Origin of the sequence: Sulfitobacter sp. DSM 110093 (genome assembly GCF_022788715.1) — a bacterium.
Classification (GTDB): domain Bacteria; phylum Pseudomonadota; class Alphaproteobacteria; order Rhodobacterales; family Rhodobacteraceae; genus Sulfitobacter.
In genome coordinates this window covers 139,440-163,785 of record NZ_CP085170.1, presented here as the reverse complement: position 1 = coordinate 163,785, position 24,346 = coordinate 139,440, and the positions used below count along the sequence as shown (strand labels likewise).

Sequence of the window (24,346 nt, the reverse complement as noted above, 5' to 3'; positions counted from 1 at the left end):
CGTAATGAAACATGAGACCCCCACTGCCAGTATGACAGCCGGAGGCGCGCTTTTGGCCCGTCTGAAATCCGTCGGGGTGGACTATATTTTTGCCAACTCCGGCACAGATTTTCCGCCCGTCATCGAAGGCTTGGCCGAAGCCGAAGCAAAAAGCATCGACCTGCCCGAGGCGATCATCATCCCGCATGAAGCGGCAGCAATGGGCATGGCGCACGGCTATTACCTTGCCACGGGGCGGTCGCAGGCGGTGATGGCCCACACGAATGTCGGGCTTGCGAATTGTTCAATCGGCGCGATTAACGCGGCGATGGAGAACGTGCCTGTGCTGCTGTTCTCAGGGCGCACACCTACGGTCGAAAAGGACCGCTTTGGCGCGCGCACGGTGCCAATCGGCTGGGGGCAGGAAATGCGCGACCAGACGGCGCTGGTCCGCGAGGCAAGCAAATGGGACTATGAGTTGCGCTTTCCCGAGCAAGTGGCCGAGATTACGGACCGCGCGTGGGCCATCGCCAATTCGACCCCGCGTGGGCCTGTCTACGTCAGCCTGCCGCGCGAAGTCTTGTGCGAAACGACACCGACAGCAGGCCTGTCTAACCCGCCGAGTATGCAGCCCACGGTACAGCACGCCAGCGCAACACAGATCGAACAGGTAGCAGATGTTCTTGCCCGCGCTAAGAACCCCGTAATCTTTGCCCAACACGGTGCGGGCAGCCCCGAAGGTTTTGCCGCCCTATCGCAGCTGGCCTACGACTGGGGCATTCCGGTCTGTCAGTATTGGGCCGTTGCTCTTGCGATTCCGACAGATCACCCCATGGCGACGGGGCCTGATCCGGCGCCACTTTTGGAAAATGCGGATGCTGTTTTGGTGCTGGATGCATTGGCCCCTTGGGCGCCGGACAGCCATACCCCTGCGCCGGATTGCACGGTCATTCAGATGGGGCCTGACCCGCTGAAGGCGCGCACGCCGGTCCGGAACTTTCGCTCTGATATCACGGTCAGTTCCGAGTTGGCGCAGGGGATTCCTGCGCTTAAGGCCGCAATGGATGCACGTTTGCCCAAAGGCAAAAGCGCGGTGATCGACCGCCGCGCTAAAGTTGAAAAGAGCAATGCCCAGACCCGCAAAGAAACGCGCGATCGTGCCAATGCGGGCCGGGATGGGCAGATGACGAAAGAGTGGGTGAGCCTATGCCTGTCTCGTGCGATTGAAGGGACCAAATCCACGATCCTTTCGGAACTTGGTTGCCCGATGGCACCGATGTCGCTGGACCATCACCAAGCATGGTATCAAGAACCCCACGCCGGCGGTTTGGGCTGGTCATTCCCAGCAGCACTTGGGATGCAGTTGGCCGACCGTGACAGGCTGATCGTCGCGACCATGGGGGATGGATCTTACATGTTCTCCAACCCCGTGGCCTGTCATCAAATCGCAGAGGCGATGGAATTGCCGCTGTTGTTGGTGATCGTTAACAACGCCGAATGGGGCGCTGTGCGGCAATCGGTGCTGGGCATTTATCCCGACGGCTACGCATCGCGGACGAACCGGATGCCACTCACTCAGCTCTCACCGGTACCGGATTTTTGCAAGGTCGCCGAAGCCAGCCGCGCATGGGCACGTCGCGTGGAAACCGGACCAGAGCTGCCGGACGCATTGGGTGCTGCGCTTGAACATATCGCGACAAATCGTAGCCTCGCGCTGCTTGATGTGCGCGTTCGCCCCTAACCGAAGAGGACAAACCATGGCCGAGAAACCTACCAATGAATTCTGGCGTGACCTTAAGCCGATCACCAACGTATTCCGTCCCGACGCCAAGCCAGAAGTCTACATACCAGATGCCGCCACAGAAGATGAGCGTTATTACGTGCCGTTCACGGAAACGGTTTCGTCCCGGCCGCTTTGGATTTCCCCGGATCAAAACAGATGGGCCGATATCCTGATGGCGAAAGAGGCGGGCGTGGTGAACCGCCACTACCACCCTCATGAAGTCTTTGCCTATACGATCTCAGGCAAATGGGGCTATCTGGAGCACGATTGGACTGCCACCGCAGGCGATTTCATCTTTGAAAGTCCGGGTGAGGGGCATACGCTTGTCGCATATGAACACGAAGACCCGATGAGAGCGTTTTTCATCGTGACGGGTCCATTGGTCTGGCTTGATGAGGACGGTGAGCCGGAGGGATATTTCGACGTTCACAACTACATCGAAATGTGCCGCGCCCATTACGAAAAGGTCGGTCTGGGCGCAGACTACGTCGATACGCTATTTCGCTAAACGCTCATTCCGCCATCAACCATAAGGGTTGATCCTGTGACAAAACTGGAATCGTCGCCTGCGAGGTAAAGCACCGAGCGGGCGATCTCCTCTGCCGACCCATGCCGCCCAAGCGGGATCATCTGGTTGAATAACTCGGTGCCGTCAACACCCATCGCTTTGCCCAAGCCGTCTTCGACCGCAAGTTGGAAGCCATTATCTACAGGACCGGGGTGCACGGTGTTGACGCGAATGCCACGGGGGCCAAGCTCTTTGGCGAGGCAGCGCATCAGTCCCACCTGCGCATGTTTGGCGGTGATATAGGCATAGACACCTGCATCTCCGCGCACACCCGCCACGCTGGAGGTGATGATGATAGAGCAATCTTTGGTCATGTGCGGGGCGGCGTGTTTGGCCGCCAGAAACGCGCCCCGCACGTGGCCGGCCAGAACGCTGTCGAAGACATCGATAGGGTAATCCGCAATTTGCGCGACCGTCCCGAAGTTGCCAGCGTTGGAAAACAGCACATCAATTGCGTCGAAACGGTCCAATGTCGCGGCGACATAAGCGGCAGTGTCCACCTCGTCTGACACGTCTGCCACGCAGGTGGCGACCTGATCTGCGGGCAATTCGCCTGCCACAACGTTCAACGCATCGGCTTCGCGATCCACCAACATCACTCGTGCGCCATTCTGAATGAACAACCGCGCAGTAGCAGCGCCGAGGCTTCCGCCGCCGCCTGTGATGATGGCCACTTTTCCATCAAGCTTTAGCATCACAGTTCCTTAGATTGGGTAATGGATCGGACCATCTTGCATCGTGATCCAGCGCAGCTCAGTGAACTCTTGAATGCTGGCCTTGCCGCCGAACCGCCCAAACCCGGAGTCCTTGGTGCCGCCGAAGGGCATTTGCGCCTCGTCATGCACGGTTGGTCCGTTGATGTGGCAGATGCCCGATTCAATGCGCCGCGCCACGGACATCGCCCGCATGGTGTCACGCCCAAAGACCGCCGACGATAGCCCATATTCAGTATCATTGGCGATAGAGACAGCCTCGTCCACACTGCCAACTCGCGAGATGGCGAGGACGGGGCCAAAGGATTCTTGAGAGTAGATTTTCATGGAGGGGGTGACGTTATCGAGCACGATCGCCGAAATGATCGTGCCGTCAAAACCGCCTCCTGCGACAAGGGTCGCTCCCTTGTTGATTGCGTCTTTAACCAGCATGTCAATACGGTTTGCCGCCGTCATATCGACAACAGAGCCGAGCGGGGCTTTGCCCTCAGAAGGATCACCAGCCTTCAGACTGTTCGCTTTGATGGCAAGGGCTGCGACGAATTCATCGGCGATGCTGTTGTCGACGATCAGCCGTTCGGTGGCCATGCAGATCTGACCTTGGTTCATGAACGCGCCAAAGCCTGCCGCTGCAACGGCGGCGTCGATGTCGGCATCGTCCAGTACCACTAACGGGGCCTTGCCGCCCAATTCCATCAACGACGGTTTCAGATGGCGCCCGCATAGTTCGGCAATAATCCGGCCCACGCGGGTGGAGCCTGTAAAATTCACCCGGCGCACAGCGTTTTGCGAGATCAGGGTTTCGACAATTTCCGGCGCGTCATCAGGATCGTTTGAAATGGCATTCAAGACCCCAGCGGGCAACCCAGCCTCGTTCAGCGCGTCGATGATTAACCGGTGCGTGCGTGGGCATATTTCAGAGGTTTTCATGACCACGGTGTTGCCGCAGGCGATCGGCATCGCGAGGGATCGAACGCCGAGGATAACGGGGGCATTCCACGGTGCCATTGATAGGACAACACCCGCCGGTTGGCGGATTGCCATCGCCAGCGAACCGGGGCGGTTGGATGGGACCACGTCCCCGGTGATCTGTGTCGTCATCGCGCCCGCCTCGCGCAGCATGTCGGATGCCAGCGTAACGTTGAAACCCACCCAGCCAGCAGTCGCACCGATTTCTGCGGCCATAGCTTCAATAAACAAAGGCATCTTTTCCAACAGGATATCAGCCGCCTTGTTCAAAATAGTCCGCCGCTCTTTTGGGGAAGCGCGCGACCATTCCGGAAAGGCAGCGGCCGCGGCATCGACAGCGGCGATCGCATCATCGCTGGTTGCGGCGGCGGCTTTGGTCGCCACCTCGTTGGTGATCGGATTGTTGCGCTCGAACGTGGCACCATTTGATGCGGCAACGTCGCTTCCGTTGATCATAAGGTCTAGCGTTTGCATGTGAGTACTCCCCTTTAGGATTAGGCCGCGCTGCCCAGAAATGCATTCTGGACGGCAGGGTCACTTTTCAATTTTTCTGCAGTGTCATGTCCGACGATCCGGCCCGCTTCGAGCAGGTAACCGCGATCGGCGATCGAGAGGCTGATTTTGACGTTCTGTTCGACAATCAGCAGGCCAACGCCGCTGTCGCGGATTTTTGTTAGCGACTGGAACAGCTCGCCTACAAGGACAGGTGCCAGACCAAGGCTCGGCTCGTCGAGCAACAAGCAACGTGGTTCCGACATCAAAGCGCGGCCAATGGCGACCATCTGTTGTTCACCACCCGACATTGTTGAAACCATCTGCTGTTCCCGTTCCGCAAGCCGCGGAAACAGGCTCCTTACCTTGTCGAGGTTGGCGGGCTCACTGGCGCGCGCACGGGCGGGTAGGGCACCGAGCAGCAGGTTTTCACGTACGGTCAAATCACCGAAAATGCCGCGCCCCTCGGGAACCACCGCAATGCCGGTATCAACGACCTTATGTTGCGGCAAACCGATGAGGCTCTGACCATCCATCGACGCGGCAGACCCGGTGCTGGGCGCCACCAAACCGGCGATGGATTTCAACAGGGAAGATTTGCCCGCACCGTTCGCCCCAAGGATCACGACAACCTCGTCGTTTTCCATAGACAGAGTCACATTTTGCAGGGCTTTGTGTTTGCCATAAGCAACCGAAAGGTTGTCGATTTTAAGCATCTTCATTCCCTAGATAGGCGCGAATAACTTCGGGTTCTTTCAAGACGGCAGCTGTGGGGCCATCGGCGATCTTTTGGCCAGCACTCATCACGACACTGCGTTCGCAAAGCGCGCGCACGGCCTCCATCACATGTTCGACCAGCAGAACCGTCATGCCGCTGGCGCGCAGCTTTGCGATGATGTCGATGCCGACGCGCAACTCGGTCGGGTTCAATCCGGCGAGCCATTCGTCCAGCAGTAGAAGCCGCGGTTTTGCTGCCAAAGCACGGGCGAGCTCGACACGCTTTTGATCGATGTAGGTGAGGTTTTCGACCATCTCCTCGCCACGACCTGCCAACCCAGCATGAGCCAACAACCGATCGGCTTCGTCATGGGCGGCGGTGCCCCAGATGTGATCCTGCCGGTAGGCCAATGCCGCGACGGTGTTCTCGCGCACGTTGAGCGATGGGAGAACTTTTACCAGTTGGAATGTACGCGCGATGCCTTTGGCGGCGATCTTATGGGGCGGTAAGCCGGTGATCGACGTTCCATCAAGTTTGATTTGCCCGCTTCCAGCTACCAATGCGCCCGATATGATGTTCATCATCGTGGTCTTTCCTGACCCGTTCGGCCCCAACAGTGCCAAAACCTCGCCCTCGTTCACGTTGAACGACAGGTTATTCACCGCTGTCAGCCCACCGAACCGTTTGGTAATGCCAGACACTTCCAGTAGGGCGCTCATTCAAGTTGCTCCTTGGGTGCGGATGGCTTGGGGTTGCTTTGAAGCAAGTCTTCGAACAGTCCCACGACGCCGCGCGGCAACAAAAAGACGATCAGGATGAACAGGATCCCTAAGAGGATCGAATAGTGGTCGGGGAAATTGGCTGACAACCATTCGAACAATAAGAACAATGGGATCGCGCCCAAAGCAGGCCCCCACAAGCGGCCCGCGCCCCCGAACAGCGCCATGATCAGCGTCATGAAGGACACCGTTGGGTTAAATACAATGTTGGGTTCGATATAGGTCCAACGGGGCGCTTGGATGGCGCCAACAAGGGTGATGATCGTTGCACTTACTGCGAAAAGCGCGATTTTCGTCCACGAGATGCTTATGCCGATATGGGCCGCGACGGTTTCGTCGTCGGCGATCACCTTCAGCGCCAATCCGAGCCGCGAGCGGCCGATCCATGCCGTCAACCCAATCGTCACCACGGCAAGTGCAAGCAATTGCCAATAGATATGTTCTGGCCCCAGCGGCAGAAAGATATAGCGCCCCAAGGTCGCGTTGATGGTTGTTTCAAACCACGTCACCAATTGGCGCACCAGTTCGGCCAGCCCGAAAGAAAAGATGACGAAATAGACACCTGCCAAGCGCAGCGTGGCCAAACCGACGAGCAGCGCCACTAAAAGGCCGATCCCTGCGGCGATGAGAAGAACCAGAGCATAGGGCAGCTTCTCGCTCAGTACCGCGACGGTATAGGCACCAATTCCGAAGAAAGCGACCGTGGCGAGAGAGACGTAGCCCGTGCGCCCCGAAAATAGCGCCCAAGCAGAGGCTAATGTCACATAGCCCGCCAAGCCAATTAATAGGCCAAGCCAATAAGGGCCAACATAGAATGGCGCACAGGCCAGAAGGATGAGGACTGCCAGACCGCCCCCCCAAAGCAAGACGGGTTTCATCGGCTTACCTTTCCAAACAGGCCTTGAGGGCGCCACAGAAGGACCGCAAGGAAGATCAGATAGACCGAAGCAATGGTCAGGCCGGGACTGATGTAGGTCGCCACGAACGTCTCAGCGAGGCCCAGCAACAGACCCGCAAGAATCGCGCCAGCAAGGTTTCCGACACCGCCCATGATCACCACGATGAGCGCCTTCATGGTAAATTCAACGCCCGATGACGCGGTGAAGGTCTGATACATAGAGATCGCCACACCACCGCTTGCGGCTAGTCCTCCGCCAAGGGCAAAGGCAAAGCGCGCGGCACGGTTGGCGTCGATGCCGACCAGTGGTGCTGCGGCGGGGTTCACCGCGACTGCTCGCAGGGCCGTGCCCCAGCGGGTGCGGGTCAGCACCAAGTAGAGCCCGCCACCCACGGTGACCGCAAGAAATAGTGCCAACAGTCGGTTCGCGGCGACGCGGGTGCCAAGTACATCGACCCCGTAATTCATGAAATTATAGCTGGTGTAGTTGCCGCCAAAGATGACCAGCATCACGCCTTGCACGACGAAGAGCAGGCCAAAGGTTGCAAGGATCGAATTGATCTCAAGCGCGGCGGTGTTTTTAGACCGCGCCACCAGCGGGCGAAGCAAGAGGCCATAAACTATCCAGCCAAATGCAAATCCAATGGGGGCGATGATCGTCAGCCCCAAAATAGGGCTGACCCCAAGTACATTATAAATCAGATAGGCAGCGAACGCCCCTGCTATTGTGACCTCGCCATAGGCCAAATTCATGGTGCGCGCGATCCCGTACTGGATCGTGAGCCCCATTGCGACGAGGGCATAAGTCCCCCCCAGCACAAGCCCTGCGACAAGTGTCGACATCAGCATAAACGTTCTCCGCTTTTTAGCTGTGGGGTTACTGGCTTTGCCATTCTGGTTTTGGCAGCATGACAGTGCTTGCTCCCTCACGATCGGCAGGGGCTATGGCCACGAACTGCCCGTCCTGCCACTGGCCTGTGAACCACAGATTGCGAAGTTGGTTGTCTTCGAGCGTGATCTCACCCGCCGCTGTTTGGAAGGTGCCCGTGGACAACTCTTCAGCGACGGCTTCGCGATCCAGCCCCACCCGCTTGATGGATTCCTGCAACATTTGCAGGCTGGAGAAGGTGATCACAGAACCCCAAAGATCGGGCGCTTGGCCGGTTACTTCTTCGTGGCGGGCGCGGTAGGCCATGGTCTCGTCGTTGCTGTAATCAATACCGCCAAGGCTCATGATGCCCTCTGCGTTTGCGCCATTATTGGCCCCGTAGACAGGAAACCCGGTGCCAACGCCGAGATATAGAACCGATGGATTAAAGTCGGCAACCTGTATCTGTTGGGTGAGTGCGAAGGTTTCCGGAGGGTAGGAAAAGGCAACAAAGCTATCCGCGCCACTTGCGGCGGCTTCATTGATGATCGACGTGAAATCGGATGTGCCCGCGGGGTAGGTCTGGTCGAACACGATCTCAATGCCTGCCTCTTCCATTGCGGGGCGGGCGGCATTCACGAGGTCGATGCCAAAGCCATCGGCCACGGAAATCATCGCGACTTGGCTGTTGATGGTGCCGTCCGCGGACGCGGCCCCAAGCACATCCGCCAAAGCATTGGCATAGTCATGTCCGCCGCCCAGCAGCCAGAAACTTTTGTCCCAGCGTTTTACGAAATCAGGCGCGCGGTCTGTTACTGCCGACACGGCAAGTTGCGGATATCCGTAGCGGTCATAAAGCGGTGCGACCGCAAGATTAAAGCCGGTGCCCCAAGGCGGCAGCATAAAATCAACTTCATCCTGCGTGGCCATACGCTCGGTCGCACGCACGACTTCTTCTGCAGAGGAACGGTCATCATATTCAATCAAATCAATCGGAAGGCGCGTGCCGTCGGGTAATTCCAACCCGCCAGCTTCGTTCACCTCATTGACCCAAAGCTCGTAGTTCGGGATCGTTGTAATACCCGCGCCACCGGCATTCGGCCCGGTTTTTGAAACGGCATAACCAATTGTAACAGATGTGCGGTCTTGGGCGGTTACGGCAAGAGGTGCGGCGCCCATAAGCAGCGCTGCGGCAACACCTGTAAGACGCAGGGCAAGCCTGCGGTTCATATTAATCATTTTCTCTCTCCCTATGGTGTCAGGGACTATGCGTCCCGACAACTCGAGCAATTGTGCAGGCCTCCTCACCCGAACGAATGGCTCGTCAGACTACGCTAGAAGCGATAGCGAGAAAGCGGAATGGACATATTGGTGGATGATTTGCACTTTACACGGCATACTAAGGGACAGATTGGTTGCTGCGGTTTAGCTTGGGGAACTCTCGCCAATAAAAAATGGTACATACGTTAGGATCGCCCACGAGAACCAGCGCGGCGGTCTTACGTGGCTGTTTCGGAGATAGGGTTTGAAGGCACTGAAAAGTTGGTCGAGATGCGCTATCAGATGCGAGCATTTGGCCGATTTGGCGGCCTGCTGCCAAAAGCTCCGCAGCCTTTTCATCGCAGAAACGCCTGCCCAGCCAAGGGCGGTAAGAACTGCCGGTTATGTCAGTTCCCTGCGCATCTTTTTGATGGCATCTGCCAAAGTGCAGGGGGCTTCAATGCAAGGCAGGTGGCCGCAGTTGTCAATCTCTTGATGCCGCGCGTTCGGGATCGTCTGGGCGAGCGCTTTGACCAGTTCAGGGGGCGTGGCAAGGTCATCAGTCCCCGCGATGCAGAGGGTGGGCACGCCTATATTGGAATTCACTAGGGTAAAGTCACTGTCACGGATCGCTCCGCAGACGCCAGCACAGCCTTTGGCAGAGGTCCGCGTCAGCATGTTGCGGTAGCCTGAAAGATCGGCCTTACGATCTTGACGGAAGCTTATGGAAAACCAGCGTTCAAGTATGGCGTCCGGACATAGAGGCGATGCCGCTGGTTTGGGTCGTTTCAATACGGGCATTCCACCCCTCTGCATCGCCGATCCTTGAGCCCGTGCAGCACAACACAAGCGCAGAGATAAGATCAGGCCGCGCGGTCGCGAGGCCCTGAGCGATCAAACCCCCAACCGACACACCACAAATCAGCGCGCCTTTCACATCAAGATGATCCATCAACGCAGCCACGTCGCCTACGAGATCGTCCATTGTGATAGGGCCATCATCACTTAAACCGTGCCCACGTTTGTCCATGCATAAAATGGGGGGTTGCCCGTCCAGATGGTTAATTACCTCCTCCCAAATGCGGAAATCGGTCCCAAGGGAATTGAGGAACACGATAGGCGTGCCGACCCCCGCGCGAAAGCGGTAGTGATGCGTGACCCCGTTGAACGTGACAAACGCCATCAAACGATCTTTCGCAATCCTAGGATCTCTCGGGCCTCGGCCCAAGATGCGACGGGGCGTTCATATTTCTCGCAAATCTCGACGGTACGTTGCACGAGGGCCGCATTAGACGGCGCAAGGGTATCGCGATCAAGCCGGACATTGTCCTCTAGACCCGTGCGCGCATGGCCACCGGACGAAATGGCCCAGTCGTTCAAGACGATTTGATTAGGGCCAATCCCCGCCGCACACCATGGTGCATCCGCGCCAAACAGGCGATGAACGGTGTGAATATAATAGTCAAATACGTCGCGATCGACAGGCATGGCGTTTTTCACGCCCATCACGAATTGCACGTATGGCGTTGTTTTGATCTGGCCCTTGCCAAACATCTCTTTGGCTTTGAGGATGTGGCTCAGGTCAAAGGCCTCAACTTCGGGCTTCACGTCATGGACGATCATCTCTGCGGCGAGCCAGTCCACCAGATCGGGCGCGTTTTCATAAACCCGAGCAGGGAAGTTGGTTGAGCCGACTGATATGGACGCCATATCGGGCGAAAGGTTCAACATAGCACCACGTTCGCGCCCCGCACCTGACCGCCCGCCTGTAGACAATTGGATGATCATGCCGGGGCAATGGGTCTCTAGGCCCTCTTTCAAACGTGCGTAGCGTTCGGGATCAGCCGTCGGTTTGCCTGCGTCATCACGGACATGGCAATGCGCAATACTTGCACCAGCCTCGAACGCCTCTTGAGTGCTTTCGATCTGTTCAGAAATGCTGATTGGCACCGCCGGGTTATTGTCTTTGGTCGGGAGCGAACCTGTGATTGCGACGCAGATAATGCAGGGATTGGTCATTTGGCCCTCAGATATCGAAGAAGACGGTCTCATTCGGACCTTGAAGATGAATGTCGAACCGATAGGCGCCGGTGCCGGTTTTCTTGGCCAGCAATGTCGGAATGCGGTTCTGATGTTCAATGCGGGACAGGATCGGATCGGCGGCATTGGCGTCATCTTCGTCCGCAAAATAGATCCGCGTGTGCAGACCGATGTTGATCCCGCGCGCGACGATCCATGCGGTGATATGCGGGGCCTGCATCCGGCCATCGGGCCACGGCACAGCGCCCGGCTTCACCGTCTCAAACCGGAACTCGCCAGTCTCCATATCACCGGGAGATCGCCCCCAGCCGGTAAAATTCGGATCAGGCGTGCCGCGTGTTTCATTGGCTGATGGGAAAAGACCTGCCGCATCCGGCTGCCAGATTTCAATCATCGCATCACGCAGCGGCGCATCGGTGCCATCGTATACCACCCCGGTGACCGTGATTTCCTGCCCTTGAACGGGGCCGGTTTTCATCGTGGTGCCCAAATCACCGCCATAAATGTCGATGCCGGTGAAATTCGGCGTGCAGCCAATGTGAACGTAGGGGCCTGCTGTTTGACTGGGGCTTTCGCGGAGGTAGTTCAGCTTCTGTACCATGATTAAAGTCCCTCCTTGCGGTTCTCAAAATAGGTTTGGCGCTGTCCGCGAAGAACAATGTCAAATTTGAACGCGCGGCTGTTCATTGGAACAGTGCGGTGCATGTCCAAGGGGGCCGTGAGCGCGTCAATTGCTTCTTGGGACTTGAGGATGCCCACGATCGGGCAAAGCGGAATATGCGGATCACCTTCAAAGTACATCTGAGTAATTAGGCGTTGGGCAAAGCCGTGTCCGAAGATGGAGAAATGGATATGCGCAGGGCGCCAGTCATTCATGCCATTGGGCCAAGGGTAGGGGCCGGGCTGGATGGTGGCAAATTCGTATGTTCCGTCATCGCTGGTAATGGTGCGGCCGCAGCCACCAAAGTTCGGGTCCAGCGCGGCAAGGTAACCCTCTTTTTTATGGCGGTATCGTCCGCCCGCGTTAGCCTGCCAAAATTCCAGCAACGCCCCCGGAACGCCGCGCCCCATTTCATCCAGTACACGCCCATGCACGATGATGCGCGGCCCGATGGCGGATTGCCCGTCAGCAGCAAAGTTGTGGATCAGATCGTTATCAAGCGCGCCCAGCATACTGTGGCCGAAAACGGGCGAGGTTTCCTCGGAAAGGGATGTCGGGAAAGACAACAGCGCCGCCTGCGGGCTGCGTTTGACACTGGTCTTGTAGGCTGGCGTCAAGGCTTCTGGCTGCCAGTCACGATCACGCGGAACGAAGCCGCCCAGCTTTGGTGGGGTGCTGTGGTTCATATATCAACTCCCAGTTCTGCGTAGGTCTGTTTGGCAAGCTTTATCGCATGATTGGCCTTTGGCACCCCGGCGTAAACAGCAACATGCATGAATGCCTGCAGCACGTCCTGAGGGGTGGCTCCGGTATTCTGGGTGGCGCGGATATGCATCGGGATTTCTTCGAAGTTGCCCGTCGCTGCCAGCAGGGCAAGGGTCAGCATAGAGCGTTCACGGTGGGGGATCGTATCGTCAGACCAAAGAGTACCCCAAGCACCTTCGGTGATCATCGATTGGAAGGGCGCGTCGAAGGTCGCTTTGCTGGCCTCTGCCTTGTCGACATGGGCGTCGCCCAAAACTTTGCGACGTGTCTGCATTCCGATATCGTATCTGTTTCCCATCGTATCCTCCATCAGTAAGGCAGCCCCACATAGTTTTCGGCCATAGCCTTTTGCGCAGCTGTGTTGCTGCGCAGGAATTCCAATTCAGCAATCTGAATTTTATGGTCAAAGTCTGTTTGATCCGGATAGCGATGCATGAGCGATGAGAACCACCAGCTGAACCGTTCCGCTTTCCAGACCCGCGCGAGCGCCTTGGTGGAATAGGCATCAATGCCAGCGCAGCTGTTCTTTTCGTAAAATTCACGCAGGCCGTTGAACAGATAGTGCACATCGGACGCCGCGGTGTTCAGCCCTTTTGCCCCGGTTGGAGGCACAATATGAGCAGCATCGCCGCATAGGAACAAGCGACCCCAACGCATCGGTTCTGTCACAAAGGACCGCAAAGGCGCGATGGATTTCTCGATGCTTGGGCCGGTCACCAATTTTTCGGCTTGATCGGCGGGGATACGTTTTTTGAACTCGGCCCAAAATGCTTCGTCAGACCAATCTTCAGGTTTGTCATTCAAGGAACACTGGATGTAATAGCGGCACAGGTTTTCATTGCGCATGGAGGCCAAAGCAAACCCACGCGGCGAGTTTGCGTAGATCAGTTCGTGGTTCACGGGGGGTGTTTCGCTGAGTATGCCCAGCCATCCGAATGGATAGATTTTTTCGTATTCGCGCCGTACATCGTCGGGGATCGTCTTGCGACTGACGCCGTGAAACCCATCACATCCGGCAACGAAATCGCAGTCGATCCGGCGGTCCTCGTTATTCACCGAATAGGTGAGGTATGGCGCATCACCATCTGCGTCGTGGATCACCACGTCCTCAACGTTGAACTCAACCAGCCCGCCCGCCTTTTCTCGGGCCTCATAAAGGTCGCGGGTCACTTCTGTCTGGCCGTAAACCATGACCGGCGTCCCGGTGTGTTCTTTGAAATCTACGCGAAACATCTCGTTGCCGTAAGACAGCAGCGTTCCATCATGGGGATAGCCTTCGGCATGCAACCGTTCTGCACAGCCTGCTTCTTCCATCAGGCCGACAAGCCCTTGTTCCAGAACGCCAGCCCGGATGCGGCCAAGAACATAGTCCTTGGTTTTGCGTTCCAACACGACACTTTCAATTCCGCGGGTATGTAGAAGTTGCGACAGCAGCAGCCCGGACGGACCGCCGCCAATGATTGCAACCTGAGTCCTCAGCGCTTTGGTTCGACTCATGCAGTGACACTCCAACAATCATTTTGGTTTGGCATCATTCTGATGCTTCTTTTTGAGAAGTAAATTGATAGTCTGTCAGGGTTTGTTGCCCAAAATGGAAAGAAAAATGGACCGCAGGATCAAGTTTCGACACCTCGAAGCGTTCGTGTCGATCGCACGCGCCAAGCGGTTAAAACGTGCGGCACAGCAAATGAACCTAACCCAACCGGCAATCTCAAAAACCCTGCGGGATCTCGAAGTTATCCTTGGGGTCTCATTAATGGAGCGTGACCGCGCGGGCGTGCGGCTCACTCCCGAGGGACATGTTTTTTTGCAATATGCCGAACAAAGCACCGCCGCGCTGCAACAGGGTATCAGCAGTATCGCAAGCCTAAGTGATGCAGGTGGCGCTGTGCTGAAAATCGGTGCGTTGCCCAGCGTTTCAGCACAGGTCTTGCCGACCGCCATTGAACGGTTTCGGCAGGAGTCTCCGAATACGATACTGCATATCGAAGAAGGAGCGCATGGGTTGTTGACTGATAGGTTGCGCAGCGGAGATCTGGACCTTGTGATCGGGCGATTGGGAGCCGCCGACACCATGCGCGGCCTGTCATTCACGGCGCTTTATAACGAGCGGGTCGTGGCGGTGGTGGCACCGGATCATTCCGCACGCGATGCGACCCAATTGAATCAGATCGAAAATGAGTTGGTGATTTATCCGCCCGAAACTTCTGCTATTCGCCCTTTGATGGCGCGTCTTATGCTATCGCGGGGCTTGCCGTTGTTTGCGGACCGGATCGAATGTGTCTCGGGTGCGTTCGGGCGGGCGATGACACTTGGCCCACTAATGCCCGTTTGGTTTATTTCCCGCGGGGTCGTCGCGGATGACCTGAACGCGGGTCGGCTTGTCGCGTTGGATATCGACATGGGCCCGACCGACGGTGCCGTCGGCATCATGGCGCGTTCCGAAGAGAACTTGTCTCCGCTCGTAGGGCTCTTCAGCAGGGCAGTTTCGCAAGATGCCTCTTCGCTCCGCCGAGAAACTTCATTGGAACGGGACTGATGCTATATGACTTATTCTCGGAATTTCCGACGCTGATGTAAGCTGCCATTTGTAGTCTGTTGTGATAGCCCCCAAAGTCTTTATGAAAAAGCTGTCAAGCGCATGAGGCTTCCGGCGACATTCGTGACTGACACCGCGCAGACCAATCGCCGCGTCATGCGTTTTCGATCAATTCGAACCACAGAGAAACCCACTGGGGTTCAACCGTGATCCAAGCTGATATCGGTGATGGTACGCCCTGCTCATTATCAAACTAGGCAAGACGATGTCGCTGGCGGCGGCAGCCTGCAGAAGGGCTTTGCGCATGGTCGTGTCGTCGTCCCACAGGCGGCGTCGAATATTGGTGTCGAAGGACACGCTGCTACCCGCATTTCGGACGCGGGTAAGGGCATCAAACAGACGTTCCCGGCCCGCCGGGGGGCAGGATCGCGACGGTGATCCCGGAGAAATGCACGTGGCGCGCAGTGCTCAGCGTAACTTCCAGTCATCGGATAACGTCGGCCAGAAAGCGCGCCGCGGAGGTGTCGCGCAATAGGTAAAGCTGTGTTCGCCCCAGTCGAGCGAGATCATATAAAGGCCGGGGGTCCGCCCAACCACGCGGCGCAGCGTCGTCGTATCGATATCTTCCGATGCCATGAACGCCTTCATCTCGTCTGACACGGCATCGTCGCCGATGCAGTTTGTGTTCCCCCTGTGAACTCACGTTGAAGCGCAATTTCTGTTTGATCAGTTTATCAGGGTGACGTCACCCTTTCCATCAGGTTCAATCGGAAGACTTCAGCGGGCGTTTGATACCCCAGACACTTGCGCGGCGTGCTGTTGAGACGGTCGCAGATCGACCTTAAATATCGATCTGTGAACACCGTGGGATCAGCCTTTCGCGGAAGGTAGCGGCGTAGACGGTTGTTGGTGTTTTCGACCGTACCCTTCTGCCAAGGCGATTGGGGGTCGCAGAACCAAGCGTCGACACCAAGCCCAGCTTTCAAATGCCGCCAGGCAGTGAACTCTGTGCCGCGATCAAATGTGATGCTGCGACGGGCTTCAGCGGGCAGGGGAGATAAGCTATCAATCAGGCCTTCCATCACCGGCTTTGACTGACGATCTGGGTTCTTTAAAACGACAGCGAACCGGCTCACGCGTTCGACCAACGAAGTCACATTCGCTTTCCCAAACTCCTTGCGGAACATCACCAGATCGCACTCCCATGTGTGGATGCCCGCTTTGATGCAAGAGATAATTTGACGGTTTAAACATGTGATCGGGTACGGTCATGTGTCAGGCCTCAATTTGCGACGTTTCACATGCCGCGGGCCGGTATGGCGATGCGAAGGTTGGGTCCATATCAATGACACGAGCGCGGAGCTCTCTGGGAGTGCCTGGTTTTCCTAACCTCGATCTGGTCGATCATTTGTCCTTACTGTCTCAATGTCCTTCTCACATCATACCGAGCGTTGCAGGCTTACGCCGTCGCGATCGGATCTCGATAATCTTCATGCTTCGTCATCATTGCCCAAATGGTTCGGGCTGTTTTGTTAGCCAACGCGATTGCGACCAACATACGTGGTTTGCGTTCTAACATTTGCTCAAGCCACGACCCTTTAGGTGGTCCATTTTTGATCGCCCATCTGATCCGGGTCATGGCGCCGATGATCAGCAGTCGTCGGATGTCGCGTTGCCCCATCTTTGATGTTCGCCCCAACACTTGCCGCCCACCTGTTGATTTCTGAACCGGGACCAGACCCAGCCATGCCGCAAAATCCCGACCGCGTTTGAAGCCTTCTAGCGGCGGGGAGAATGCCTTGATCGCCATTGCACTCACAGGTCCGACCCCCGGCGCAGTTTGCAATCGGATCGTTTCTGGGTCGGATTTCGATTCTTCTTTCAGGCGCCGCTCTATCGCAACTATTTTGTCAGTAATGATACTTAGCTGATCCAAGTGTATATGGCTGAGTTCAATAACAATTGAAGGCAGGTCACAATCCGGGCTATCAATCTGTTCAGCTAACTTCTTTACAAAGTTCCGACCGGGAGGGGCGATGATCCCGTATTCCATCAAATGACCACGCAGCGCATTGATGATGGAGTTACGTTGCCGAACAAACAAATCCCGTGTCTTGAAGACCATCGAACGGGATTGTTGTTCAGCCGATTTGACAGGAACAAATCGCATTGTGGGCCTGACTGCCGCTTCCGCAATGGCCTCGGCGTCGTTTGCGTCATTCTTCTGGCGCTTAACGAATGGCTTCACATAGATAGGTGGGATCAAGCGGACGTCATGGCCCAACTTCATGATCTCGCGACCCCAGTAGTGCGATGACGCACATGCCTCCATTGCGACCACGCAAGAGGGCTGTTCGCCCAAGAACTTCAGGAACTGACCCCGAGTTAGTTTCTTGCGGAACATTGGCTCACCAGTAGCCGTCGCGCCGTGTGCCTGGAAAACGGACTTTGCCAAGTCGACGCCGATCATTGTAACTTCATTCATGGATGCTTCCTCCAATTTGGTGCTTTCAACATCACCATTATGGCACACTTTGATGCCGCTTCAGGGGTGGGGCATCCACACCATCAATGCCCGAATTGGCTACGTTCGGCTATCGCTTCGGGGCGATGGGCTATGGCAATTTCATCAAGAAATCTGCGCCCATGATGCCTGCGGGTTCCGCGTGGCCTGCGGCGTCGGCGATGCTCTGGTAAATGGCGATAGAACTTCTCAGCACGGCCGTCTTTGGAGTAAGCATAACGATAGATCGTCTCATGGCTGACGCGCATGGGATGGCACTCTTGCCGCATGCGTCCCGCGATCTGTTCAGGCGACCAACCCGCATCAAGTCCGTCGCGGACTGCCGCCATGATGTCAGGATATCGGATCAACTTACGATGCACCGCGCGGCGTTGTTCGTATCTGTCCTGCGCGTTCACAGCGTGGTAGCCGTTCAGCTGTGGCAGTTCTTCGTCATGATAGAAGTTCCGCCTGATCTCGCGGTAGATTGTTGAGGGCGCGCGACGCAGATTGTCGGCGATCTCTTTGATTGGTATCTTCGCATCAAGCCATTTGGCCAGCTTGCGGCGTTCTTCGAGGTTTAGGTGAGGGTAGCAGCGTCCCATTGATCAACTCCATGCAAGGTCCTGTATTGATACAGAATTCGCACTTCATTTGTGAATCCACCCCCGAACCGCAGGAACATCCAATAATGCTAATTATGTAATAAAAAGCTGTTCTAGCCTTCCAGAAACCCGCCCGCGCCACACTGAGACCGCACCCTCCGCTTGCCGCTTAAGCCCACCGACCTAAATCCGGTTTAGCCAATAGCCGGAGGGTTTCGTCCTCTGGCCCCATTTAGCCAAAGGAATTTGCCGTGGAAACCAATCTGACAATCAATGGCACCGAGCAGCGGTTGGACCTTGATCCGCGCACCACGCTTTTGGATGCGCTGCGCCACCATCTTGGGCTGACCGGCAGCAAAAAGGGCTGCGATCATGGGCAATGCGGGGCCTGTACCGTCATGGTGAACGGCCGCCGGATCAATGCCTGCCTGACGCTGGCGTGTATGCATGACGGCGATGACGTCACCACCATCGAAGGACTGGGCCAGCCGGGCAATCTAAGCCCCCTCCAAGAAGCATTCGTCAACGAAGACGGTTTTCAATGCGGCTATTGCACCCCCGGTCAAATCTGTTCGGCCACTGCGATGCTCAAAGAGATCTCTGACGGGTGGCCCAGCCATGTGACCGATGATCTGGACGGCAAAGCCAGGTTGACAGCCGAGGAAATTTCAGAACGGATGAGCGGCAATCTCTGCCGTTGCTCGGCCTATCCCAACATCGTCGAAGCGATCCGCAAAGCGGCGGGAGAGAACGCATGAGACCATTCGATTATACCCGTGCCGACACCTCCGAAGCCGCAGCGCGGCAGGCCGCCAGCGGTGGCACTTTCATCGCCGGAGGCACCAATCTGCTAGACCTGATGAAACTAGAGGTCATGGCACCCGAGGCGTTAATTGATATCAATCGCCTAGACTTGGGAGAGATTGAAGAGACGGATGATGGCGGGCTGCGTATCGGTGCGCTAGTCAGCAACAGTGATCTGGCAAATGACACCCGTATTCGCAAAGGCTGGCCAGTGCTGAGCCGCGCTTTGCTCGCCGGGGCCAGCGGTCAGCTCCGCAATAAGGCGACCACTGGCGGCAATCTATTACAACGAACGCGCTGCCTGTATTTCTATGACCGCGCCATGCCCTGCAACAAACGCGAGCCGGGCACAGGGTGTTCGGCGAAAGACGGGTTCAACCGCATTCTGGCGGTGCTCGGCACGTCGGAACATTGTATTGCGACCCATCCCAGTGACATGGCCGTGGCCATGCGTGCGCTCGGAGCCGAGGTGGAAACGTTAAAAGAAAACGGCAGCACGCGCCGTCTTACGCTTGATGACGTCTATCTGCTGCCGGGCGACCGACCAGATCAAGAAACCGTGCTGGAACCGGGCGAGTTAATCACCGCCGTGGTATTGCCCGCCCCCGTGGATGGAAAACAAACCTACCGCAAGGTGCGCGATAGGGCGTCTTATGCCTTTGCTTTGGTGTCGGTCGCCGGGATCGCCAAACTGGAAGAGGGGCGGATTGCCCGTGCCAATCTGGCCTTTGGCGGGCTTGCCCCGAAACCGTGGCGCAATGCCGAGGTTGAAGCCTTGTTGACCGGCGAAGCCCCATCGGAAGACCTGTTTAACAAAGCCGCTGATCTGCTGCTTGCCGACGCTCAAGGCTATGGCGCGAATGATTTCAAAATCCCCCTCGCCCGCCGCACATTGGTGTCGGTGCTAAACGAACTGACACAGGAGGCACAGCAATGACCGAGCAGTTTAAAATGGACGCCCCTGCCAAAGCACGCAGGCTTGATGACATGGCCCAAGGTCTTGTCGGTGCGCCGCTTAACCGACCTGAAGGGCCATTGAAAGTGACGGGTACCGCGACCTACGCTAATGAATGGCAAGTTGAAGGGATGGTGCATGGTGTCATGGTCCGCGCGCCCGGCAACAGTGGGCGGGTGGTTTTGGCAAACCGTGATGCCGTAGAAAAAATGCCCGGCGTACTGGCCGTGATCCAAGATGAACGTCTGCTGCGCAATCCCGCGCAGGGCACGGCGAACAAAGCACCGATCCAAGGGCCGCAACACGCAGCTTACCTTGGTCAACTGATCGCCGTGGTGGTGGCCGAAGGTTTTGAACAGGCCCGCCATGCGGCACAGTCCTTGCAGGTGCAGCTTGAAAACGGCGAGGTCATGCCCGTCGACCCCGCCACCGCAGCGGTGGAGCCGCAAGAGGCGAAAACGCTGGATCAAGGCGATTTGGATGGCGCTATGAAAGACGCAACATTCTCGGTCGATGTGACTTATACCACGCCGTCGCATTCCAGCTCCCCCATGGAACCGCATGCCTCTATTGCGTCATGGGAAGGCGATAACCTGACCCTGCGCGGCAGCTATCAGATGTTGAAATACAACCGGAATGAGCTGTCTGACGCGCTTGGCATTCACCCCGACCGGCTCCGCATCCTGTCGCCCTATGTCGGCGGCGGCTTTGGCTCGAAACTTGGGATCGCGCCCGAGGCGGTCGCGGCGGCAATTGCAGCGAAACAGGTGGGCCGCCCCGTGTCGGTCGCTTTGCAGCGTCCGCAGGTCTATGAGGCGACGATGCGCCGCTCTGAAACTACACAGCGAGTACGTCTCGCCGCCGATGCAGAGGGGCGTTTGACCGGGCTCGGCCATGATGCGCGCGTCTCGAACCTCCCCGGAGAGACTTTTGCCGAACCGGTTTTGCAGGCGTCACATTTTCTCTATGCCGGGGAGAGCCGCAAAATGTCGATGGATCTGGCGCGGGTGCACCGCCTCTGCGCAGGGTCTGTCCGCGCGCCGGGCGAAGCGGTCGGCGTCACCGTTTTTGAGGGGGCGATGGACGAATTAGCCGTCCAGATCGGCATGGACCCGGTTGAGCTTCGCCGCCGCAACATTCCTGAAAAAGACCCCGAAAGCGGGAAGAAGTTTTCATCCCGCCGTTTCCTCGAAGCGCTCGACAGCGGTGCCGAAACATTTGGCTGGGCCGACCGCCCCGGCGTCAAAGAACGGCGCGAGGGGGAATGGTTGATCGGCTACGGCATGGCTTCGGCAGCACGGATCAACGTACTGATGGAAAGCCAAGCGCGGGTGACCTTGACCCCCGAAGGCCGTGCGCGGGTTGAGACGGATATGACCGACATCGGCACGGGCACCTATGCGATCCTTGGTCAGATTACCGGCGACATGCTGGGCCTGCCGCGTGATGCTGTGGACGTGGTGCTGGGCGATACCACCCTGCCCCCGGCCTCTGGTTCGGGCGGGTCTTGGGGAGCGGCGTCAAGCGGCACCTCCGTTTATTTGGCCTGCGAAGCGATCCGAAAACAGTTGGCCGAACGGTTGGAGGTGAGCCAAAGCGACCTCACGCTGAAAGATGGTATGGCCACTTCTGACAACCAAACCCGCCCGCTGACCGAGATCCTAAACGGTGATGAGATCGCCAAACTGGGTCATGTGCAGCCGGGTGATACGTCTGAGGCGGTCCGGCAGGCGACATTTGGCGCCTATTTCGCCGAAGTCGCAGTGCATGCCGCCTCGGGTGAGACGCGGGTGCGGCGGATGCATGGCACCTTTGCAGCAGGGCGGATCTTGAACGCGAAAACGGCACGTTCGCAGTGTTTGGGCGGTATGACTTTCGGCATCGGCATCGCGCTGACCGAAGAGATGGCCTTTGACCCGCGCGACGGACATGTGGCCAACCACAACTTGGCCGAATACCATATCCCGGTGAACGCGGACGTACCGCAGCTGACCGTCGATCTATTGGAAGAGCGCGACGATTGGGCCAATCCCCTACAAGCCAAGGGCATCGGCGAGTTGGGCATCTGCGGGGCCGCCGCAGCGATCACCAACGCGATCTATAATGCCACCGGCGTGCGGGTGCGCGATTATCCCGCCACTTTGGATAAGGTCATCGCGGGCATGTAAATAGAATGGGGCGGTCTAATCCGCTGCCCCATTCTCTGCCAGCAGATGTGTCAGATCACAGCGGGCCACAGCTGCGTGCAACTCCTGCGCCGCGGCGTCGAGTATCGCCCCTTCGTCCAGCGCCGTTCGGCGATTCTGCATACGGATTTCGCCGTTCACGATTACCGTATCCACATCTGCTGCGTTGGCGAATTGCGCCACCGTGGTCAGCGGCATCATCGGTGGATAAAGATGCGGCTTGCGTCGATCCAGCATGACGATATCAGCCTTTTTGCCCACTTCAAGCGAGCCGAGTTCACCCTCCAGCCCAATCGCTTTGGCCGCGTCGATCGTACACATTTCCAACACGTCGAGCGGCATCATCACCTCGGGGTTTCGGAAGTGACGGCGGTGATAGTGTAGGCATTGGGCCATATGGCGAAACATGTCATAGCCCCGATCCGGCGCCGCCGCGTCAGAGCCAAGTGCAACGTTCACGCCCATTTCGCGCAGTTCTGGCGCGGGGCAGCGGCCCAACACTGACATTATAGCCGACGGATTGTGCACAATAGACGCGCCACTGCGTTTTGCGGCCTCCATATCATCGGCGGTCAGGTCAACCGAATGCGATAGATAGGCCCAGGGACCGAGGATGCCAAAGCTTTCAGCAAGCGCAATCGAACCGTCGCGGTGCCCGTCTTGGGTAAAGCGCAGGCCGTGCTTTTCGCGCAAGTCCATGGCCGCGTCGCACATCTGGCGGATCTCGTCGGGGTCTTGCGTGGCCTCCGCGGGGGAGTAGACGGGCATGATCAGGCAGATGCCGGTCCGGCTTTCCAGCAGATCGTTGTGCTTTTGCGCCAACTCACCGCAAACCGCCATTTGATCCTCGAATGACAGCATGATGTCACGCGTCAGATCAAGGCTTTTGTAACGCTTTGGGAAAGGCCGCCGGTTCAGACCGACAGCAAGCATCGTTCTAATGCCAATCTCACGCGTGGCGGCGCAGTGCAGATCGCCCGCTTCGGTCGTATCGGTGCGGTAATGATCCGCCCCGCCGCCAAGCAGCATGGTGCAGGTGGTGATCCCGGCCTTCAACCGCTCCAACCCAGACAGCCGCGCCTCGGCCTGCCAGAAACCGGGGGTAGAGCCGCGGGTATAGATGTCTTCGCAGGCCTGAAACCACGCATCGCCATCCCCGCCACCAAGGTTGCGGGTCAGCCCGTGGCCCGCATGGGCATGACTGTCAATCAGTCCCGGCAGCGTTATCATATCCTCGCCCGCGATCCGTTCAGCCTTGATCGGCACACTGATCTCTGAGGCAGGGCCAACGGCGGTAATCCGGTCCGCCTCCATTAGGATTGTTGCGTTCTCGATGACGCGGCGGGCGGGGTCCATCGTGATTGCAGTGGTGTTAGTTATCGCGCGTGTGGTCATCACAGTTCCTTGCTCAATGCGGCGCCAAGCACATCGTCCTGCGGGCCGGTGCCATCGCCTGAAGCCTCAAGCTCCAGCAGTCGCTCAGCTTCTATTAGATGCGCGTCCATCGCGGTTTTGGCGGTATCGAAATCGCCTGCTGCCAGTGCTGCGACGATTGCAGCGTGTTCATCCGGACCGCATTGTGCGTCGCATTTGGGTTGGAACACTGCTGTGACCAGCGTGCTTTTTGATACAAGGTCGCGCAGAATATCGGCCAGATGCGGAGAAGCGGCAAGTTCGGCCAAAAGCATGTGGAACGCCCCCGAAAGACGGATGATCCGCGCGGTGTCCCCCTCGGCCAACGCTTCGCGCTCTTCGGCGATATGCGTCTCTAGCGCCGCCAGTTTATCTTGGGCGCCGTGTTTTTGAAGAGCCTCAATCACGCCCCGCTCCACCACTCGGCGGGTAAAGAAAACATCGCGGGCCTCGTCAACCGAAGGTGTCGTGACAAAGGCACCCCGGTTGGGGATGTGACTGACCAATCCATCATGGGTCAACTGATCCAGCGCCCGGCGAATGCGCGGACGGCTAACGCCGAAAATCTCGCACAGGCGCTCTTCTTTCAGTCGCGTGCCGGGCGGCAAGCGGCGCTCGGCGATGGATTTCCAGATCCGTTCGTAAATCTGCTTTTCCGTAAGCTTTGCTTCCGTCACCTGCCGACCCCTTATAAAATGTTCTTTTCTGAATCTGCCGCAATTGTCGTCGAAATGCCCGATATTGTGCAAGCAATTTGTGTGTTCAAATATTGTTAACAATAATTGTAGACAGAAAATCGGAATCGTGCCAGCCTGCCTTTAGTCGCTGTATTGCAGGCCCGCTATGCC

Annotated in this window: 24 protein-coding genes and 2 pseudogenes; 6 read left to right on the top strand and 20 right to left on the bottom strand. The window is 57.4% G+C overall.

The genetic code is table 11. The features are described 5' to 3' along the window. The first annotated feature begins 4 nt into the window (after positions 1-4). Complete coding sequence (locus DSM110093_RS20230; protein ID WP_243268164.1) at positions 5-1,720, top strand: thiamine pyrophosphate-requiring protein; 1,716 nt, start codon at positions 5-7, stop codon at positions 1,718-1,720. A gap of 16 nt (positions 1,721-1,736) precedes the next feature. Beyond that, entirely contained in the window at positions 1,737-2,270 is a 534-nt protein-coding gene (locus DSM110093_RS20225) for a 2,4'-dihydroxyacetophenone dioxygenase family protein (RefSeq protein WP_243268162.1), read from the top strand. Here the strand turns inward: DSM110093_RS20225 and DSM110093_RS20220 are convergent. The 14 genes from DSM110093_RS20220 to pobA form a co-directional block, all read right to left on the bottom strand. Next, positions 2,267-3,025, bottom strand: a complete 759-nt coding sequence (locus DSM110093_RS20220) for an SDR family NAD(P)-dependent oxidoreductase (RefSeq protein ID WP_243268161.1) — start codon at positions 3,023-3,025, stop codon at positions 2,267-2,269. The two genes, DSM110093_RS20225 and DSM110093_RS20220, sit on opposite strands and share 4 nt — an antisense overlap. Before the next feature lie 9 nt (positions 3,026-3,034). Continuing rightward, entirely contained in the window at positions 3,035-4,486 is a 1,452-nt protein-coding gene (locus tag DSM110093_RS20215) for an aldehyde dehydrogenase (protein WP_243268159.1), read from the bottom strand. A gap of 20 nt (positions 4,487-4,506) precedes the next feature. After that, positions 4,507-5,220 carry an ABC transporter ATP-binding protein gene (locus DSM110093_RS20210; protein WP_243268157.1) on the bottom strand — a complete coding sequence of 238 codons (714 nt, stop codon included), beginning with the start codon at positions 5,218-5,220 and terminating at the stop codon, positions 4,507-4,509. Next, on the bottom strand, positions 5,213-5,941 hold the full coding sequence (locus DSM110093_RS20205) for an ABC transporter ATP-binding protein (RefSeq protein WP_243268155.1): 729 nt from the start codon (positions 5,939-5,941) through the stop codon (positions 5,213-5,215). Before DSM110093_RS20205 ends, DSM110093_RS20210 begins: the two co-directional genes overlap by 8 nt. Continuing rightward, positions 5,938-6,879, bottom strand: coding sequence for a branched-chain amino acid ABC transporter permease (locus tag DSM110093_RS20200; RefSeq protein ID WP_243268152.1), 942 nt, complete (start codon positions 6,877-6,879; stop codon positions 5,938-5,940). Before DSM110093_RS20200 ends, DSM110093_RS20205 begins: the two co-directional genes overlap by 4 nt. Beyond that, on the bottom strand, positions 6,876-7,748 hold the full coding sequence (locus DSM110093_RS20195; RefSeq protein WP_243268150.1) for a branched-chain amino acid ABC transporter permease: 873 nt from the start codon (positions 7,746-7,748) through the stop codon (positions 6,876-6,878). Before DSM110093_RS20195 ends, DSM110093_RS20200 begins: the two co-directional genes overlap by 4 nt. 28 nt (positions 7,749-7,776) lie before the next feature. Continuing rightward, positions 7,777-9,006 carry an amino acid ABC transporter substrate-binding protein gene (locus DSM110093_RS20190; protein WP_243268148.1) on the bottom strand — a complete coding sequence of 410 codons (1,230 nt, stop codon included), beginning with the start codon at positions 9,004-9,006 and terminating at the stop codon, positions 7,777-7,779. A 423-nt stretch (positions 9,007-9,429) separates the two neighbouring features. Continuing rightward, entirely contained in the window at positions 9,430-9,705 is a 276-nt protein-coding gene (locus DSM110093_RS20185) for an alpha/beta fold hydrolase (protein ID WP_243268147.1), read from the bottom strand. 61 nt (positions 9,706-9,766) lie between these two features. Then, positions 9,767-10,210, bottom strand: a complete 444-nt coding sequence (locus DSM110093_RS20180) for an alpha/beta fold hydrolase (protein ID WP_243268146.1) — start codon at positions 10,208-10,210, stop codon at positions 9,767-9,769. Then, positions 10,210-11,046, bottom strand: coding sequence for a 3-keto-5-aminohexanoate cleavage protein (locus DSM110093_RS20175; protein WP_243268145.1), 837 nt, complete (start codon positions 11,044-11,046; stop codon positions 10,210-10,212). The genes DSM110093_RS20180 and DSM110093_RS20175 overlap by 1 nt, the downstream gene beginning before the upstream one ends. Positions 11,047-11,053: 7 nt before the next feature. After that, positions 11,054-11,668: a protocatechuate 3,4-dioxygenase subunit alpha gene (gene pcaG / locus DSM110093_RS20170; RefSeq protein ID WP_243268144.1), complete on the bottom strand. Its 615-nt coding sequence runs from the start codon at positions 11,666-11,668 to the stop codon at positions 11,054-11,056. Positions 11,669-11,670: 2 nt separating this feature from the next. Then, entirely contained in the window at positions 11,671-12,414 is a 744-nt protein-coding gene (gene pcaH, locus DSM110093_RS20165) for a protocatechuate 3,4-dioxygenase subunit beta (RefSeq protein ID WP_243268143.1), read from the bottom strand. Then, positions 12,411-12,791 (bottom strand): 4-carboxymuconolactone decarboxylase, encoded by a 381-nt coding sequence (pcaC, locus tag DSM110093_RS20160; protein ID WP_243268141.1) that lies wholly within the window; start codon positions 12,789-12,791, stop codon positions 12,411-12,413. Before pcaC ends, pcaH begins: the two co-directional genes overlap by 4 nt. A gap of 11 nt (positions 12,792-12,802) precedes the next feature. After that, positions 12,803-13,972, bottom strand: coding sequence for a 4-hydroxybenzoate 3-monooxygenase (pobA, locus tag DSM110093_RS20155; protein ID WP_243268515.1), 1,170 nt, complete (start codon positions 13,970-13,972; stop codon positions 12,803-12,805). A 124-nt stretch (positions 13,973-14,096) separates the two neighbouring features. On the opposite strand from pobA, the gene pcaQ reads away from it, so the two are divergent. Next, positions 14,097-15,032 carry a pca operon transcription factor PcaQ gene (gene pcaQ / locus DSM110093_RS20150; RefSeq protein ID WP_243268139.1) on the top strand — a complete coding sequence of 312 codons (936 nt, stop codon included), beginning with the start codon at positions 14,097-14,099 and terminating at the stop codon, positions 15,030-15,032. A gap of 468 nt (positions 15,033-15,500) precedes the next feature. On the opposite strand, the gene DSM110093_RS20145 is transcribed toward pcaQ, so the two are convergent. The 4 genes and pseudogenes from DSM110093_RS20145 to DSM110093_RS20130 form a co-directional block, all read right to left on the bottom strand. Beyond that, positions 15,501-15,668, bottom strand: a complete 168-nt coding sequence (locus DSM110093_RS20145) for a hypothetical protein (RefSeq protein ID WP_243268138.1) — start codon at positions 15,666-15,668, stop codon at positions 15,501-15,503. Between the two features lie 98 nt (positions 15,669-15,766). Then, positions 15,767-16,237 (bottom strand): annotated as a pseudogene (locus DSM110093_RS20140) (IS30 family transposase); the annotation flags it as partial. A gap of 254 nt (positions 16,238-16,491) precedes the next feature. Then, positions 16,492-17,517, bottom strand: coding sequence for an IS110 family transposase (locus tag DSM110093_RS20135; RefSeq protein WP_243264639.1), 1,026 nt, complete (start codon positions 17,515-17,517; stop codon positions 16,492-16,494). After that, a pseudogene (locus tag DSM110093_RS20130) lies at positions 17,517-18,140 on the bottom strand (IS30 family transposase); the annotation flags it as partial. The pseudogene DSM110093_RS20130 and the gene DSM110093_RS20135, both read right to left, overlap by 1 nt. A 251-nt stretch (positions 18,141-18,391) precedes the next feature. On the opposite strand from DSM110093_RS20130, the gene DSM110093_RS20125 reads away from it, so the two are divergent. From DSM110093_RS20125 to DSM110093_RS20115, 3 genes are read left to right on the top strand one after another with little or no spacing between them, the layout of a single operon-like run. Beyond that, positions 18,392-18,898 (top strand): 2Fe-2S iron-sulfur cluster-binding protein, encoded by a 507-nt coding sequence (locus DSM110093_RS20125; protein ID WP_243268136.1) that lies wholly within the window; start codon positions 18,392-18,394, stop codon positions 18,896-18,898. Further along, entirely contained in the window at positions 18,895-19,881 is a 987-nt protein-coding gene (locus DSM110093_RS20120; protein WP_243268134.1) for a xanthine dehydrogenase family protein subunit M, read from the top strand. Before DSM110093_RS20125 ends, DSM110093_RS20120 begins: the two co-directional genes overlap by 4 nt. After that, positions 19,878-22,067 carry a xanthine dehydrogenase family protein molybdopterin-binding subunit gene (locus DSM110093_RS20115; RefSeq protein ID WP_243268132.1) on the top strand — a complete coding sequence of 730 codons (2,190 nt, stop codon included), beginning with the start codon at positions 19,878-19,880 and terminating at the stop codon, positions 22,065-22,067. The genes DSM110093_RS20120 and DSM110093_RS20115 overlap by 4 nt, the downstream gene beginning before the upstream one ends. A gap of 15 nt (positions 22,068-22,082) precedes the next feature. Here the strand turns inward: DSM110093_RS20115 and DSM110093_RS20110 are convergent, their stop codons facing one another. After that, positions 22,083-23,480 (bottom strand): amidohydrolase family protein, encoded by a 1,398-nt coding sequence (locus DSM110093_RS20110; RefSeq protein ID WP_243268130.1) that lies wholly within the window; start codon positions 23,478-23,480, stop codon positions 22,083-22,085. After that, positions 23,480-24,175, bottom strand: coding sequence for a GntR family transcriptional regulator (locus tag DSM110093_RS20105; protein WP_243268128.1), 696 nt, complete (start codon positions 24,173-24,175; stop codon positions 23,480-23,482). Before DSM110093_RS20105 ends, DSM110093_RS20110 begins: the two co-directional genes overlap by 1 nt. Positions 24,176-24,346: the final 171 nt, after the last annotated feature.